A 13,569-nucleotide genomic window follows, 5' to 3' on the forward strand; every position below is an offset into this window, starting at 1 on the left:
TTCTTTTTTGTTTTTGTCGCCAATATGATAAAACCCCTGGTCAATGTTTCCCCCTTCCCCCCCCCCCCCCCCCCCCCCCCCCCGGGGGGGGGGGGCCCCGGGCGGGGGGGGCCCCGGCGGGGCCCCGACGGCACTACTTGAGCTGGCCCTCGGTGTAGTAGCCGGTGTCGACGAGAACCTTCTTGTAGTTGTCCTTGTAGACGACCACCGGTTCGAGCAGGTACGACGGGACGACCTTGACGCCGTTGTTGTAGTCCTTGGTGTTGTTGACCTCGGGCTTGCCGCCCTTGAGCACCGCGTCGGCCATCTTCACGGTGACCTTCGCCAGCTCGCGGGTGTCCTTGTAGATCGTGGCGAACTGCTCGCCCGCGATGATCGACTTCACCGAGGCGACCTCGGCGTCCTGCCCGGTCACAACCGGGTAGGGCTGGCCGGCGGTGCCGTACCCGTTGCTCTTGAGCGCCGACAGAATGCCGATGGAAAGACCGTCGTACGGCGAGAGGACGCCCTGCACCTTGTCACCCTTGGAGTAGGTCTTGGTGAGCAGGTCCTCCATGCGCTTCTGCGCGGTCGCGGGGTCCCAGCGCAGGATGGCGACCGTCTTGAAGTCGGTCTCGCCGCTCTTGACCTTCAGGATGCCCTTGTCGATGTACGGCTTGAGGGTGTCCATCGCGCCGTTGAAGAAGAAGGTCGCGTTGTTGTCGTCGGGCGAGCCGGCGAACAGCTCGATGTTGAACGGACCCTTGGCGGTGCCGTCCGAGCCGTCCTCCTTCTTCAGGCCCAGGCCGACCAGCAGCGAGGTCGCCTGCTGCACGCCGACCTTGTAGTTGTCGAAGGTGGCGTAGTAGTCGACGTTCGGCGAGTTGCGGATCAGGCGGTCGTAGGCGATGACCGGGATCTTCTTGTCGGCCGCCTCCTGCAGCTGGGTGGTGATCGCGGTGCCGTCGATCGAGGCGATGATCAGCAGCTTGGCGCCCTTGGTGATCTGGTTCTCGATCTGGTTCACCTGGGTCGGGATGTCGTTCTCCGCGTACTGCAGGTCAACCTTGTAACCCAGCGCCTCGAGCTGGCTCTTGAGGTTCTCCCCGTCGTGGATCCAGCGCTCGGAGGACTTGGTGGGCATCGTGACACCGACCAGTGCGGCGGCGGCGTCACCGGTCTGAGCCTTGTCGACGGTCTTGGTGGCAGAGCCGCAGGCGGCGAGGCCTGTGGCGACGATCAGGCCGACCGTGGCGGCGGCCAGCTTCGCAAGCTTCATGTCACTCCTCTGGGGGAACGGCCCGGGGACCGGAAGATCGGGTTGCTAACGCTCACATCAGCAACTGGCGGGGGATGTTTACGAGGGTGAGATGGGATTGTTAGCGCTCACATGTTTTGTTCATCGGCCACTCCGGGTCAATGGCAGGGAGGTAACGGTTACGTTACGACCACGAGCCTCGACGGCACTTCGCCGACGTCCCAGCCGCTCGAGCCGGAGCCGGCCCCGGCGCCTGCTCGCTCAATCCCCACCGGCTCCCGCACGGCCAGCCGCGGATCCCAACGGGGCCCGGCGGCAGGGTTTCCGCCCGCCGACGATCACCCCGCCGTGACGGACCCGATGACGTCGTGCACCCGCCCGCACCGCCTCGGACATTGACGCCCACTATCTGGAGTCTGGAGTGATCGGGGCCGCGACACCTGCCGCAGGCCACGGAACATGACGTGTCGTGACCGCCCGGCCACGCGTCGAACTCAGGCTGCGCCCACGGCCGCAAACCGTGCGCCCCGCCGCCGGGACGCCGCGCCCCAGCGCGGCTGGTGACGACGATCGGGACGCCTGTCAGCAGGCGCGGGACCTGTTGGTCGAGGTTGTCGGCGTGGCGCCGAACGGAAGGGGCGAAAGGACGACTTCAGCCGCGGTCGTCCGCTGCTCGGATAACGCTCGGATGCCGACCCGGCGCGACGATAGGCACGCGACGACTGCCCAGATAGACCTGGACATCGGGGTCAAGCAGAGCCCACCGCCGCTCGGAGTGCGGAGATCGTCGGGCCGTAGAACCGGTAGGGCTCGAGTGAGGACGAATGCCACGCCGGCGGTGACCGCCGCCGCCGAAGACGGTCACCTTGGCGCGGCCGAGGATCGAGGAGTCTTCGACTCCGGTTGCCGAGCCCGCAGCCAACGCCACTCGGACCACCGCCTTCGCGGATTGTCCGGTACGACCGGGGCATCCGGCAGTGCGGACCAGACGTCAGCCCGGGCGTACCAGTCGTCAAACACCGCGCGGAACAACAGGTGAGTCTCGGCTGGGAGCGCGCGCCTCACAGATGCCACGACATCGTCCTCCAGACGTGCTTGTCCAGGCGGGGCCAGGAGCGGTCGCAGGAGCCGCCCCGTTAGCGGTAACGTGACCGCTAACGGAGCTTCCCGCACCGCCCCGTCCGGCGTCAACCGGGAAAGCCGGAGCGCGAGCGGTCATGGTTGAGTAGGGAGCGTGGTGGAGAAGAACGGGACGATGCCGGCGCGCGCCGGCAGACGGGTCACGCTCAGGGACGTCGCCCGGGTGGCGGGCGTTTCGCACCAGACCGTCTCGCGGGCGATCAACGGCAAGGGGGAGATCGACCCGGAGACCCAGCGCCGGGTGCTGGACGTCGCACGGGAACTGCGCTACCGACCCAGCCGGTTCGGCCGCGGGCTCGTCCAGCCCGACGTGGTGACCATCGGCCTGATCGTCCCGGACGTGGTCAACCCGTTCTTCCCGGAGTTCGTCGCCGGAGTGATCGAAGCGGCGGGCGGCCGGGACTGGCAGGTCGTGGTCGCCAGTACGGAGAACAACCCCTCCCGCGAGCTGACGCTGCTGCGGTCACTCGGCCGGCAGGTCGACGCGCTCGTCGGCTACTTCAGCCATACCGACGAGGAACTGGAGCCATACGTCGCGGGTGTGCCGCTGGTCATCGTCGATCGGGCGCTGGACTCTGCGACGTACGCACTGGTGCGGGTGGACACCGAGGCAGGCGTCCGGGCAGGGCTAAAGCACCTGATCGAGCGGGGGCACCGGCGCGTCGGAATGATCGACTGTGTCTGCGCCGGCGACCCCGTGGTGCGGCGGCAGACATTCCTCGACGTCGCTCGCGCCCATCGGTTGCCGGTCGACGAGGGATGGATCGTCCTCGGTGAGCAGTCGATGGCAGGTGGCGGCAGGGCGTTCGAAACGCTGCGCGCCGCACACCCCGACGTGACCGCGGTGCTCGCATTCAACGACCTCGTCGCGATCGGCGCGTTTCAGACGGCCCGCCGGCTCGGCGTGGCCGTGCCGGCGGGGTGCGCGCTGGTTGGTTTCGACGGTCTGAGCATCGGAGAGCTGATCGAACCGCCGCTCACCACGATTCACCTCGACAAGCGGCGGCTCGGCGAGCTCGCCGTACACCAGGTGGACCAAGTCCTGGCCGGCGAACTCCCACCACCGGCGGTGCTCAGCCCCCACCTGGTGGTACGTGGCACGACGTGACCCGCTCGCTGTCCAGCATGGCAGGACAGCGGCCGGCTCGTGCGATCGCCGGGGCCGTTCCGTACCGAGGGCGAGGTGCTTCGCGCCTCGGTCCAGGCCGGCTCAGCCGACGCGCGGCGGCAGCTGCTCAAACGGCAGGCCGGTCAGGGTCGACGATGATCAGACCGCCGCTTTCCCTGATGCCCAGCCTGAGGCCAGGAGCCCAGCCGAGAGCGATTATCACCGCCCGATCGGCGACGCGGCCGTGCACATCAAGAGTCGCCAACCCATACACCGTGCTGCTGTCACGAGTAGGAGCCAGCCGCGCCCGCGGCAGAGGCGGTCGCTTCATCGCGGCACGCGAGTCACCGCGGATCTTGAGCCCGCCAGACGGAACCACCGCCGGGAAATACCGAATCGATCGGCCGGTCTGTCACGACCCACCTCGCCAATACGACGACGCTGCCACCAACGGCGGTAACAGAGAGTGAAATCAGGTGGTCAAGCGTCCTTGACCACCTGCACGTCCAACGTCGCACGGTTGCGACGCGGGAGTGTCCGAGGGGCGACACGAACCATTGCCCCACCGCTGATGACGATCGCCAAGACCTTGAAGCTCACACAAGTCTAGGCGCTCCGGTGACCTCTTCGAGCCCGCCGAAGAGGTCACCGGACAGCAAGCCCGGGTCAGAGGGTTGCCCGTGGGATTCGAGTCTCAGCTGCCGGAATCCCTACCGACTCCGCCGCGGCGGATCCCCGAGCCGTACGCCGATACAGCATGGCACTTCAAGCCGTGTCAGCCGTCACCGAAGGTGACGGCTGACAAACCTGGTGCGGTACCGGCGCCGGAGAGTCGACGATCTGGCAGGTCAGGTGACCCCGATGTTCAGGTAGAAGTGGCCGAGCTTGAGCGAAAGAGAGGCGCCTCCGAAGTGGTGAATGAGCAGGGCCAACAGGATGACGATCAAGATGCAGACGACGAGCCAGATCAGGAACCACACGAACCCTGGGATCCCGTAGCGACCGACGCGAGCCATTAGGCTCGCCCCCTCGCGGTTGGCGCTGCAGCACGCACCGCCACGCATGGCCGTGTCGGCTGTCGATACCTGCGCCCGACGCTAGCGGACGTCTCCATACAGCCTCCTTCATCGAGGTGTCCGCGAAACTTCCCTACGGAGGCGCGCGTCAAACTGGGACGGAGGAGCCCTGATTTCGTCCAGCGGGTCAGGCTTGTCAGACCCGGCACGCACGATCTAGGGCAATGGCTGATCGGACCGTGCCCGGCACGGGGTGTCTTGATCTGGTACTCGACGCCTCGTGCCACGGTCGGCTTGGTCGTGCGGGCCGCCGTGATCGTTGACTGCGCGCCGCTGGGCGGTGGGTCGCGATGCTCGTCTACTGTGGGACGCAGCGGAGCGCAAGGGCACTGATCTCGCTTGGCTTCCCGAGATGCATCCGCACGCGGCTGGCAAACAGCCATCTGATCCTTGGCGTCGGCCGGACTGGGTCACGTCCCGTGGCGTGGTGTAGATCGCCTGGGTGAGGCGCTGTGCGCTGTTCAGTTTTCCGGTTCGTTGTCGAGCTGACAACGGGCCTGGTCAGGCAGCGATGAGTTCGCTGGTGGTGGCCCTCGCGGGGGTGCTGATCTGGGCCATGCTGCCCTCGGCGAGGTAGCGGCGGTCGCTGGTCTGCCATTCGTCGTGGGCTTCGACGAGGACGGCGCCGTCGAAGACGTCACCGCGCAAGAATCCCTGGTCATGAGGTTGCCACTGGATCATCATGGGCAACGCGGCCGTCACGGCCGCCGGTCAGCATTTCAGCTGACCAGCCCAGCGCTTCGGCACGGTCGTCGGGGGATGGCCATTGTCCACGCTGCGCCAACTGGCCGCCTCGCTCGACACGGTCGCGCATGCCTGGCCGCGAGCTCACTACCCGGTTCACGACCTGATTGATCAGATCGGTACGCCCTTGGCTGGCCAGCCACTCGAGGATCGAGCTGCCGCCCAACTCCAAGGTGATGCTCGGCGCAGCCATCATGAGATCCGGGCGTGCGGTCTCTTCCAGCCACGGCAGAACGCTGTGGCGAATCACCGCGCTGACGGCGGCCACGGTCGCCGGACGGCCCGCGGGATCGAGAAGATCGAAAACCCCATCGTCGTAGCAACCGTAGACGCAGCCGTTGACTCGCCCCGCGACGTAGCCGAGGGGATGCCCCACCAGCCAATCGGTACCGCTCAGGGCCACCTCGGGATGCGCCCGCTGCCACCGCAGCAACGCCCGGTCGCGCACCACCACCTGCAGACTGACCAGCAACTGCTTGCCCGCCCGGTTACGCGTCGACCCCTGCAGGACAATCTGTTCCACGCGCTCGCCCAGACTGCGCTGCAACGTCGCGGTCGAGGCCAGCCACCGAAACCCGCACAATGCCAGGTCCTCCCCCAACCACCTCCCGGCCGCCTGAACCACATCACCCGGGCGTGTCGCGGTCTGCAAAGTCAGCGGTGGCGTCACTCTGCCATCCTGCCGATACTCACCGGCGCGGTGCGGGCTCTCACGGAGGCCATGGGGCGGACGGCGAGGAGCACAAGCCGTAGTCTGCTGCCGGTGTGGCGACGACAGAGATACGGCTCGACCAACTCCCGTTCCAGTAGGCAGGTGAGATTCCACAGTGCCCGTTGCTCCGCCTGATCCTCGACCAGGTCGACGAAGTCGTTGGTCGTCTTGTCGGTGCGATACAGCCACTCGAACAGAACCAGCGCCTCGTCGCGACTGAGCCGCAAGACCACCTCGTCCTCTGCCACATCAAGCAGCGTACGGACACCTTGCAGTTTGGAAGGACGAAGATCACCGCAGACAAGGACCTGGTGGGCAGGCCAGCCGGAGGACGTACGCTCGCCGCTGCCCGACCCCTGTGAGCGCATCCGCGGAGACGTTCCTCAGGACCTTCCCAGGAGAGCATGACCGCCAGTGGTGTGCGAGCCTGTCGCGATGTCGCGTGCACGCCTGCTCACGGTGGTCGGAGTCCTCCTGATGCTGACCTCCTGTCTGCTGCCCTGCCTTACGGTCTGGAACGACATCACTCTGCCCGACCAGGACCCGACGTCTGCGGCCATCCAGCAGGAGAACGCGGATTACGTTGCGGCCGAGCAGAGGTTCGCGGTGGCCGCCTGGATCGCTGCCGCTCTGGCGATCCTTGGCCTCGCAGCCTTCATCTACGCATGGAAACACCGCCGACGGTCACCCAACCTCGCTGGGCAGAACACCTAGTCCCGCCACTCGAGTCGCGAACGGCCCTGGCCTCAGCGGCGTAGTAATGCGCTTACGATCCGGTCGTCTGGTATTTGCGGAGCCCAGCTTCGGCGAGCTGGGTGAGGTATTTGTCGCCGCCGGGTTTGTTGCCCTGCTCCTGGACGACCACAAGAGTGGTGCCGATCCGGACGACGATGCTGTCCCATTCCAGCTCGTCAGAACCGGACGTCGTGCTGCAGCTGACGTGAACACTGTCATCACCCAGCCGCGGCCCTGGTGCCAACGCGTAGCGGTACCTGTCGCCGACACCAAGGCCGGACGACACGACGACGGTGGGGCAACGGCGGATGAAGGTTCGCAGGTCGGTCATTGCTCGTCGTGCGCCTTCACCGGCGTAGGTCCTGAGGACTTCGTTTGCCACCCAGGGCCAATCGGGATCCGCGTCATAGCTGAGGGTGGCTGCGGCCATCGCTGACGGAGTCCCGGTCAGCCGCGTGGCCGACAGCAGAGGGATCATGTCCGAGCAGGAAACGTCAACGGCTGGGCGTTGATCTCCAGCATCCGACGGCATGACTGTCGCGATCTGCACCGTGAATCCGGGCGGCACCGAGTCCACGGTCAACAAGCGTGCGGACAGCGTCGCGGAGTAGCCGGATCCGCCGGTCACCGGAACTGCTGGGGAAGTCGGCATCGTGGCTGTGGTCGAGCCCGTCGCCTGCGCCTTGGAGGGAATCGTGTCGCCGACTGATCGATCCGCTGTACGAGCCGTTGAAGAATCGCACGCGGCCACTATGCAGACGGCCGCCACCGCGACTAACCTACGCAGCACCATCCTGAGCACCGGACAGACTCCACCTCTCGCGCGAGACGCGTCAGGCTACCAGCGCGTGACTTCAGCCGTCGCACGCCCGAAAGCGCATGGGCCTCGCACTCGCCGCCAATCGACCCGCTAGTTGGGCCAACACTGGGCCGAGCGGTCGTGCGTGAAACGGCGCTCGTCGTCGGCCAGCTGCTACCTGGCCGACTGAGACCTGTCGCGCATCATTTTGAGCACTCGCCGGCCGTCCGCCAGGTCGAGGGTTGACCCGTGCGGGCCGCACCGGACCAGAACGTAGTCGATCCACCATCCCCGGTCGAGCGGCATCAACCCGGCCCGGATCGGCGGATTGTCCGGCGAGAAGGTGTGCCCCGGCTCATCACGCTAAACCGCCGTCCAACAGTCCTGGTAACAGACGCTGATGCCAGCCAGCGGCAGCCGGCCGGTCCAAACCGGACGCTCGCAGCATCGGGTGCCGCGTCGAAATCGCCCAGCAGTACCACGTGCGCCTCGGTGCCCGGACCATCCGGGTCGAGCGGCTCGGACCACCGCTCGGCAACGAATTCCTCGACGTGCCCGGGCCGTCCGCGCCGCCTGCAGTTCCCGCTCGTACTCGGCGTGGTACTGCCAGGTTGGCTTGTGATACGCAATGCGTACCGGTCCCAGCGGCGGCGGCACCAGGTGATAGTCCGGCCCAAGCAGGCCACCGGCCTCGTCCAAGTCCCCGCCGCCAGCCACCTCCTGCATGGCCATCACGTCCGGCCGCAGCTCGCGCAGCCCGTCGACGAGCACTGCCCGACGGCGTGGCCAGTCGGCGGAGAACGGCGCAAGGGCGTTCAGGGTGAGCACCCGCAGGCTGACGGCCTTCTCCGACATTCGGCCATGCTGTGCCCAGCACCGCGCCCCGGCAACCGGGATGGCGGCTGGAGCTTTGGTTTTGAAGAGCTGGCTCAACCGCCGTGAGGACCGTAACGCCTGCGGGGAGCCGGCGCTCCCGTCCGCACAGCGGCTGATTCGAAAATGATCAGTTCGCGGGCGGGTGTAGCACCGCGCAGCCGCGGTGGCTGGTGTTGACGTGGCGGTGGTCGATCCGGTGGCAGGTGATACGGCGGTTGGTTCGTCTCGGGCGATGAGGGTGACTTTCTGGCCGGTAACGCGTTCGAGCTGATGGATCAGGTGGTGCCACATCGTTCGGTGTCGCGGTCATCACGGCGCCTTCCTCGCCGAGCACCACGCCCGGTGGGTCGGGTCGGAAACACCGTTAGATCCCAGACCACGGCCAGCCGCGGGCCTACGCGATCGCGTGCGTGCAGCGCATCGACTCGTCGGGTGTGGCCTGGCCGTGGGTGCGCTGAAGGTGCTCCTCGCCCCAGACCCGGACGCCTTCCACGACAGGCAAAACCGTGGTGCCATAGGAGGTGAGCCTGTATATGACCGGTGCCGGGATAGGTCCGGTCACGACGCGCTCGACGAGCCCGTCAGCCTCGAGTTCGCGCAGCTGCTCGGCCAGCACTTTGGGCGTGATCGGGCCGCCCAGACGGCGGAGGCCGGCGAAGTGGCACTCGCCATGGGCTAGCCAGTACAAAAGGGTCAGCTTCCACTTCCCACCGATCGCGGCGAAGGCCGCGGCCATCGGGCAGCCAGGTAGAGGGTTGGGGCGCGACGGTGAGGGGTTACCTGCAGGTGCCTTCTTGTTCATGGGCGTGCTCCGCTCAGATAGTCGAATCATGAACCTTCACACCAAGATCACCGTGCCATACAAGCAGATCCTTGTCCCGTGCCTCTCGCTCCTCATGCTGACCGCGATAGCGGCGTCGGGCGACGCGGCGGCGGCGCCCCGCAGGGCTTCGGCGGCTGTGGTGGATGGCCAACGTGACTTCGACTGGGAGATCGGTGCCTGGCATACCAGGGTGCGGGTGCTCGCCGATCCACTCTCGGGATCTGAGGATGAATGGCTCCACTTCGAGGGTACGAGCGTCGTGCGTCCGCTGCTGGACCGACGTGCGAATGTCGTCGAACTTGACGTCTCGGGGCCGAACGGACGGATCGAGGGCCTCAATCTGCGGCTCTATGAGCCCCAGGCGGGGCGCTGGAGCCTGACCTTCGTGAACGTCCGCGATGGACTGCTCACCCCGTCCGTGTACGGCGGGTTCCATGACGGTGTGGGCGAGTTCTACGGCGACGACCAGCTCGGGGGACGTGCGATCAAGGTGCGCTTCCTCATCTTCCGGCAGGGCCCGGACAAGGCGAGGTTCGAACAGGCCTTCTCAGACGACGGCGGAGAGACGTGGGAGACGAACTGGATCGCCGTGGACAATCGAATTGACAACGCCGGCTGAGCTTTTCCGGCGCCCGCGCGTCGCGCTGATCCTGTGCGGCGTGTCGTCGAGACGTAAACCGGCCGCTACCTGCTGATCCTTCACGCTCCCTGCAAGCGCACGAAGAACAGAACAGATGGTGGCCGTGGCCACGATTCTGGACTACCTCGGTGGCCCTCGTGTTGCCCGACACGCCCACGCCGGACACGTCCCGCCGCACGGTTCATAGTCATGGTCATGGGCAGCGGACGATCTGTCCGGCGTACGACAGTCCTCCGCCGAAGCCCAGCAGCAGGACCGGTGCACCGGGCTCGAGTTCTCCGCGTTCCAGCAGTTTCGACAGCGCGATCGGGATGCTTGCCGCCGAGGTGTTGCCCGATTCCGTGACGTCACGGGCGACGACGGCCTTCGTCGCCCCGATCCGCTGTGCGACCGGCTCGATGATGCGCAGATTGGCCTGGTGCAGGACGATGCCGCCGAGATCGTCCGGCGTGACGTCGGCGGCGACGCAGATCTGGCGGGCGATGTCCGGCAGCGTGGTGGTGGCCCACCGGTAGACGGTCTGTCCCGCCTGGGTGAACTTGCGATCACCCTCGATCACCACGGCCTCGCCCATGTCTGGGTAGGAGCCCCACACCACTGGGCTGATGTCGGGCTGCTCGGCGGCGGTCAGCACCACCGCGCCGGCTCCGTCACCGATCAGCACGCACGTCGTCCGGTCGGTCCAGTCGGTGAAGTCACTCAGCCGCTCCACGCCGATCACCACCGCGTTCGTCGCCGAGCCGAGCCGAACGGCGCCGTCAGCCGTGGCCAACGCGTGGGTGAACCCGGAACAGGCGACGTTGACGTCGATCGTCGCAGGTGACGGCATGCCGAGCCGACGCGCGACCCGGGCGGCGATGTTGGGACTGCGGTCGACCGCTGTGCAGGTCGCCACCACCACCAAGTCGACCGCCTCGGCGGCCACGCCGGCATCACGCAGGGCTGCGGCCGCCGCCTCGGCCGCCATCAGGTCGAGCGGCTCGGCGGGCCCGGCGATCCGCCGTTCCCGGATGCCGACCCGACTGCGGATCCACTCGTCGCTCGTCGCCACCATTGTGGCGAGGTCATGGTTGGTCAGCGCTTTCGCGGGCTGGTAGTGACCTACGCCAACGACTTTCGAACCGGGCATGAGCGCCTCCCCTTCAGGTAGACAATGTCTACCCCTGATGGTAGACATTGTCTATGCAAGCTGACGAGGGGCTACGCGAACGCCTCATCCGTGTCGGCGGCGAACTACTCGACCACCAGGGCCCGTCCGCGGTGTCGCTGCGAGAGATCGCCCGACGCGCCGGCGTCTCGCACGGCGCGCCGCGCCGCTACTTTCCCACCCACCTGGAGTTGCTGTCGGCCATCGCCCGCGACGGGTTCACCGACCTCGCCACCCGGGTGAACTCCGCCCTGGCTGAGGCACCCGGCCACCCACGCGTCCGGCTCGCCACCCTCGCCCGGGTCTACCTGGACTTCGCCGCCACCCGTCGCGGCCGGTACGAGCTGATGTTCCGCCACGACCTGCTGGAGAGCGGCCACCTGAGGCTGCGCGACACCAGCCTGCCACTGTTCCGGCTCCTCACCGACCTGGTTGCCCAGGCCCGGCCCGAGCCCGAGCCGCCGGCCCAGGTCGTCGCAGGAGCACTGTGGGCCAACCTGCACGGCATCGCCCAACTGTGGAACTGGGGCAGCCTCACCCTCGCGACCGGCGCCACCGATCCGAGCGCGCTGCTCGACGCCGCCCTCACCGCCCACCTCGGACCCGCCGCATGACCCGCACCCCACCCCTGTACGCGCTGGCCCAGCAGACCATCGGCCGATACCTGAACCATTCCTGGCGTCCCACCGTCACCGGCCTCGGTCACCTCCCCGACTCCGGGGGCGCGATCCTGGCCGCCAACCACCTGTCGGTCGCCGACCAGTTGTTCCTAGGAATCCTGACGCCCCGTCACATCGCCTTCTGGGCCAAGGCCGAATACTTCCGCTCTCCCGGCCCTCGCGGCCACCTCACCCGGCGCGTCGTCACCGGCATGGGCGCCATCCCCGTCGAGCGAGGCGGCGGCCGGGCGGCCCTCTCGGCGTTCGACGCCGCCGTGCCCGTACTCCGCTCCGGCGGCCTGGTAGCCGTCTTCCCCGAGGGCACCCGCTCCCCCGACGGCCGCCTCTACCGTGGCCGCACCGGCGCAGTCCGCCTCGCCCACCAGGCCGGCGTCCCCATCATCCCGGTCGGCATCCGCGGCAAAGACCGCCTGCGCCCGCCCAGCGCGCGCTTGCCCCGACGCCGCCCGATCAGCATCACCTTCGGACCAGCCATCCCGGTGCACATCGAGACGCCAGCGGACATCCGCCGGCTCACCGACACCCTGATGGCCGCCATCCAATCCCTCACCTCCCAGGAATACGTGCAGCACTACGCCCGGACTTGACCGCAACACGTCTACCGCACCCTGCATCGAACTCGCCACCGACCCGCACCAAGATCAAGTTGGCATATCTGCCGCGAGTCGCGCGCTACCCACCGTTACGACGGACGTCGACACATGAACATGGCAATCAGGAACCGCAATGGTGTGACCGCGACCGAGCCGCCACGATCCCCTGTACGCCCGCGTTCCGAACCGTCTGCAGTTGCTGCCAGGAAGCCTTCGGGCCCGCTTTCCGGCTGCCAGCGACCTGCCACGGCGCACACCCTACGCTGGGCTACAAAATGGGGCCAAAGCTTGTAGGCGTACTTCTCATCTGCCGCCAATGGTGTGTCACGTTGAGCGACGGGGCCGGGCGGCGCTCGACGCGCGGTCCCGCCGAATAGCGGGCGTCGGATTGTGCGGTCAGCGAGGCTCTCGTCTGGCCGAGTGGGGATCGCGATCGGCCAGGTCGAGCGATTCGTTCAAGACTGGCTCGGTCGCGCGGTCGAGACTGCAGGCATGAGCGAGAACGCCTTCACCCCCGCCCTGGGCCGCTTCGCCCCCACGCGGTTCTACGATCACGTGGTCGCGCTGACGCGCGAACGTCTGTGGCGGACTCTGGCCGCCATGTACGTGGCACCGCAGCCGGATGATGTGATCGTCGACGTGGGTTGCGGTACTGGCTCACTGGCGTTGTTGTTGGGTCGTGTGGAGCCGCAGGCGCGGGTTGTCGGCCTCGACCCCGACCCTGATGTGCTGGCGGTGGCGCGGCGCAAGGCCGATGCCGCTGGCGTGGCGGTGCAGTGGCGGGTCGGCATGGGTGATGCGTTGGCGGAGTTGTTGGGTGCAGGCTCGGTGAACACCGTCGTGTCCAGCCTCGTGCTCCACCAATGCCCGGTCATGGTGAAACGGACGATGCTCGCGTCGATGTCCGCTGTGCTGCGGCCAGGCGGCAAGCTGGTGATCGCTGACTATGGACAACAGCGGACGAGGCTGATGCGCCTGGCCTTCCGGATCGTGCAGCTCGCCGACGGCGAAGAGGACACCCAGCCCAACGCCGACGGCGCCCTTCAGGGGCTGATGTCCGACGCCGGGTTCCGCGGCGTGCGCGAGGTCGAGGTGGTGCCCACGGTCACCGGCTCGATCTCGGTCTACGTCGCGCGCCGGGAGTGACCACGCAGCACTGGCAGCTGTCGGCGTACGAGTCCAGGGGTCCAGGTAGGTACGAATGAACGGGACCAGGTGCGGCGTGTCGGCGGGGCTGCTGGCTGTCCGATGAGTGAGAC

Annotated in this window: 15 protein-coding genes; 6 read left to right on the forward strand and 9 right to left on the reverse strand. The window is 67.4% G+C overall.

The genetic code is table 11. The annotated features are described in order from the left end of the window. Positions 1-133 precede the first annotated feature (133 nt). Complete coding sequence (gene chvE / locus ACGFI9_RS35595; RefSeq protein ID WP_393185216.1) at positions 134-1,258, reverse strand: multiple monosaccharide ABC transporter substrate-binding protein; 1,125 nt, start codon at positions 1,256-1,258, stop codon at positions 134-136. 1,234 nt (positions 1,259-2,492) lie between these two features. Here chvE and ACGFI9_RS35600 point away from each other — a divergent pair. Further along, positions 2,493-3,485: a LacI family DNA-binding transcriptional regulator gene (locus ACGFI9_RS35600; RefSeq protein ID WP_393185218.1), complete on the forward strand. Its 993-nt coding sequence runs from the start codon at positions 2,493-2,495 to the stop codon at positions 3,483-3,485. Between the two features lie 848 nt (positions 3,486-4,333). On the opposite strand, the gene ACGFI9_RS35605 is transcribed toward ACGFI9_RS35600, so the two are convergent. The 4 genes from ACGFI9_RS35605 to ACGFI9_RS35620 form a co-directional block, all read right to left on the reverse strand. Then, positions 4,334-4,465, reverse strand: a complete 132-nt coding sequence (locus ACGFI9_RS35605; protein ID WP_260428364.1) for a hypothetical protein — start codon at positions 4,463-4,465, stop codon at positions 4,334-4,336. 597 nt (positions 4,466-5,062) lie between these two features. Next, positions 5,063-5,209 carry a hypothetical protein gene (locus ACGFI9_RS35610; protein WP_393185220.1) on the reverse strand — a complete coding sequence of 49 codons (147 nt, stop codon included), beginning with the start codon at positions 5,207-5,209 and terminating at the stop codon, positions 5,063-5,065. A 10-nt stretch (positions 5,210-5,219) separates the two neighbouring features. Continuing rightward, complete coding sequence (locus ACGFI9_RS35615; RefSeq protein ID WP_393185222.1) at positions 5,220-5,975, reverse strand: hypothetical protein; 756 nt, start codon at positions 5,973-5,975, stop codon at positions 5,220-5,222. Continuing rightward, positions 5,972-6,265: a hypothetical protein gene (locus ACGFI9_RS35620; RefSeq protein WP_393185224.1), complete on the reverse strand. Its 294-nt coding sequence runs from the start codon at positions 6,263-6,265 to the stop codon at positions 5,972-5,974. The genes ACGFI9_RS35615 and ACGFI9_RS35620 overlap by 4 nt, the downstream gene beginning before the upstream one ends. 187 nt (positions 6,266-6,452) lie before the next feature. Between ACGFI9_RS35620 and ACGFI9_RS35625 the strand changes: the two genes are divergently transcribed. Then, on the forward strand, positions 6,453-6,731 hold the full coding sequence (locus ACGFI9_RS35625; RefSeq protein WP_393185226.1) for a hypothetical protein: 279 nt from the start codon (positions 6,453-6,455) through the stop codon (positions 6,729-6,731). A 52-nt stretch (positions 6,732-6,783) separates the two neighbouring features. On the opposite strand, the gene ACGFI9_RS35630 is transcribed toward ACGFI9_RS35625, so the two are convergent. From ACGFI9_RS35630 to ACGFI9_RS35640, 3 genes are all read right to left on the reverse strand, one after another. Continuing rightward, complete coding sequence (locus tag ACGFI9_RS35630) at positions 6,784-7,380, reverse strand: hypothetical protein (RefSeq protein WP_393185227.1); 597 nt, start codon at positions 7,378-7,380, stop codon at positions 6,784-6,786. Positions 7,381-7,914: 534 nt separating this feature from the next. Continuing rightward, positions 7,915-8,406: an endonuclease/exonuclease/phosphatase family protein gene (locus ACGFI9_RS35635; RefSeq protein WP_393185229.1), complete on the reverse strand. Its 492-nt coding sequence runs from the start codon at positions 8,404-8,406 to the stop codon at positions 7,915-7,917. A 415-nt stretch (positions 8,407-8,821) separates the two neighbouring features. Then, positions 8,822-9,229 carry a winged helix-turn-helix transcriptional regulator gene (locus tag ACGFI9_RS35640; protein ID WP_393185231.1) on the reverse strand — a complete coding sequence of 136 codons (408 nt, stop codon included), beginning with the start codon at positions 9,227-9,229 and terminating at the stop codon, positions 8,822-8,824. Between the two features lie 28 nt (positions 9,230-9,257). On the opposite strand from ACGFI9_RS35640, the gene ACGFI9_RS35645 reads away from it, so the two are divergent. Then, the gene (locus tag ACGFI9_RS35645) at positions 9,258-9,869 is read left to right on the forward strand and encodes a hypothetical protein (RefSeq protein WP_393185233.1); all 612 of its coding nucleotides are present in this window, start codon (positions 9,258-9,260) and stop codon (positions 9,867-9,869) included. Positions 9,870-10,083: 214 nt separating this feature from the next. Here ACGFI9_RS35645 and ACGFI9_RS35650 read toward each other — a convergent pair whose 3' ends face one another. Then, positions 10,084-11,019 (reverse strand): beta-ketoacyl-ACP synthase III, encoded by a 936-nt coding sequence (locus tag ACGFI9_RS35650; protein ID WP_393185235.1) that lies wholly within the window; start codon positions 11,017-11,019, stop codon positions 10,084-10,086. 53 nt (positions 11,020-11,072) lie between these two features. Between ACGFI9_RS35650 and ACGFI9_RS35655 the strand changes: the two genes are divergently transcribed. From ACGFI9_RS35655 to ACGFI9_RS35665, 3 genes are all read left to right on the forward strand, one after another. Continuing rightward, positions 11,073-11,651 carry a TetR/AcrR family transcriptional regulator gene (locus ACGFI9_RS35655; protein ID WP_393185237.1) on the forward strand — a complete coding sequence of 193 codons (579 nt, stop codon included), beginning with the start codon at positions 11,073-11,075 and terminating at the stop codon, positions 11,649-11,651. Beyond that, complete coding sequence (locus ACGFI9_RS35660; RefSeq protein ID WP_393185239.1) at positions 11,648-12,304, forward strand: lysophospholipid acyltransferase family protein; 657 nt, start codon at positions 11,648-11,650, stop codon at positions 12,302-12,304. Before ACGFI9_RS35655 ends, ACGFI9_RS35660 begins: the two co-directional genes overlap by 4 nt. A 426-nt stretch (positions 12,305-12,730) precedes the next feature. Further along, positions 12,731-13,456: a class I SAM-dependent methyltransferase gene (locus tag ACGFI9_RS35665; RefSeq protein WP_393185241.1), complete on the forward strand. Its 726-nt coding sequence runs from the start codon at positions 12,731-12,733 to the stop codon at positions 13,454-13,456. Positions 13,457-13,569 lie beyond the last annotated feature (113 nt).

This window comes from Micromonospora sp. NPDC048930 (assembly GCF_043197935.1).
Classification (GTDB): Bacteria; Actinomycetota; Actinomycetes; order Mycobacteriales; family Micromonosporaceae; genus Micromonospora.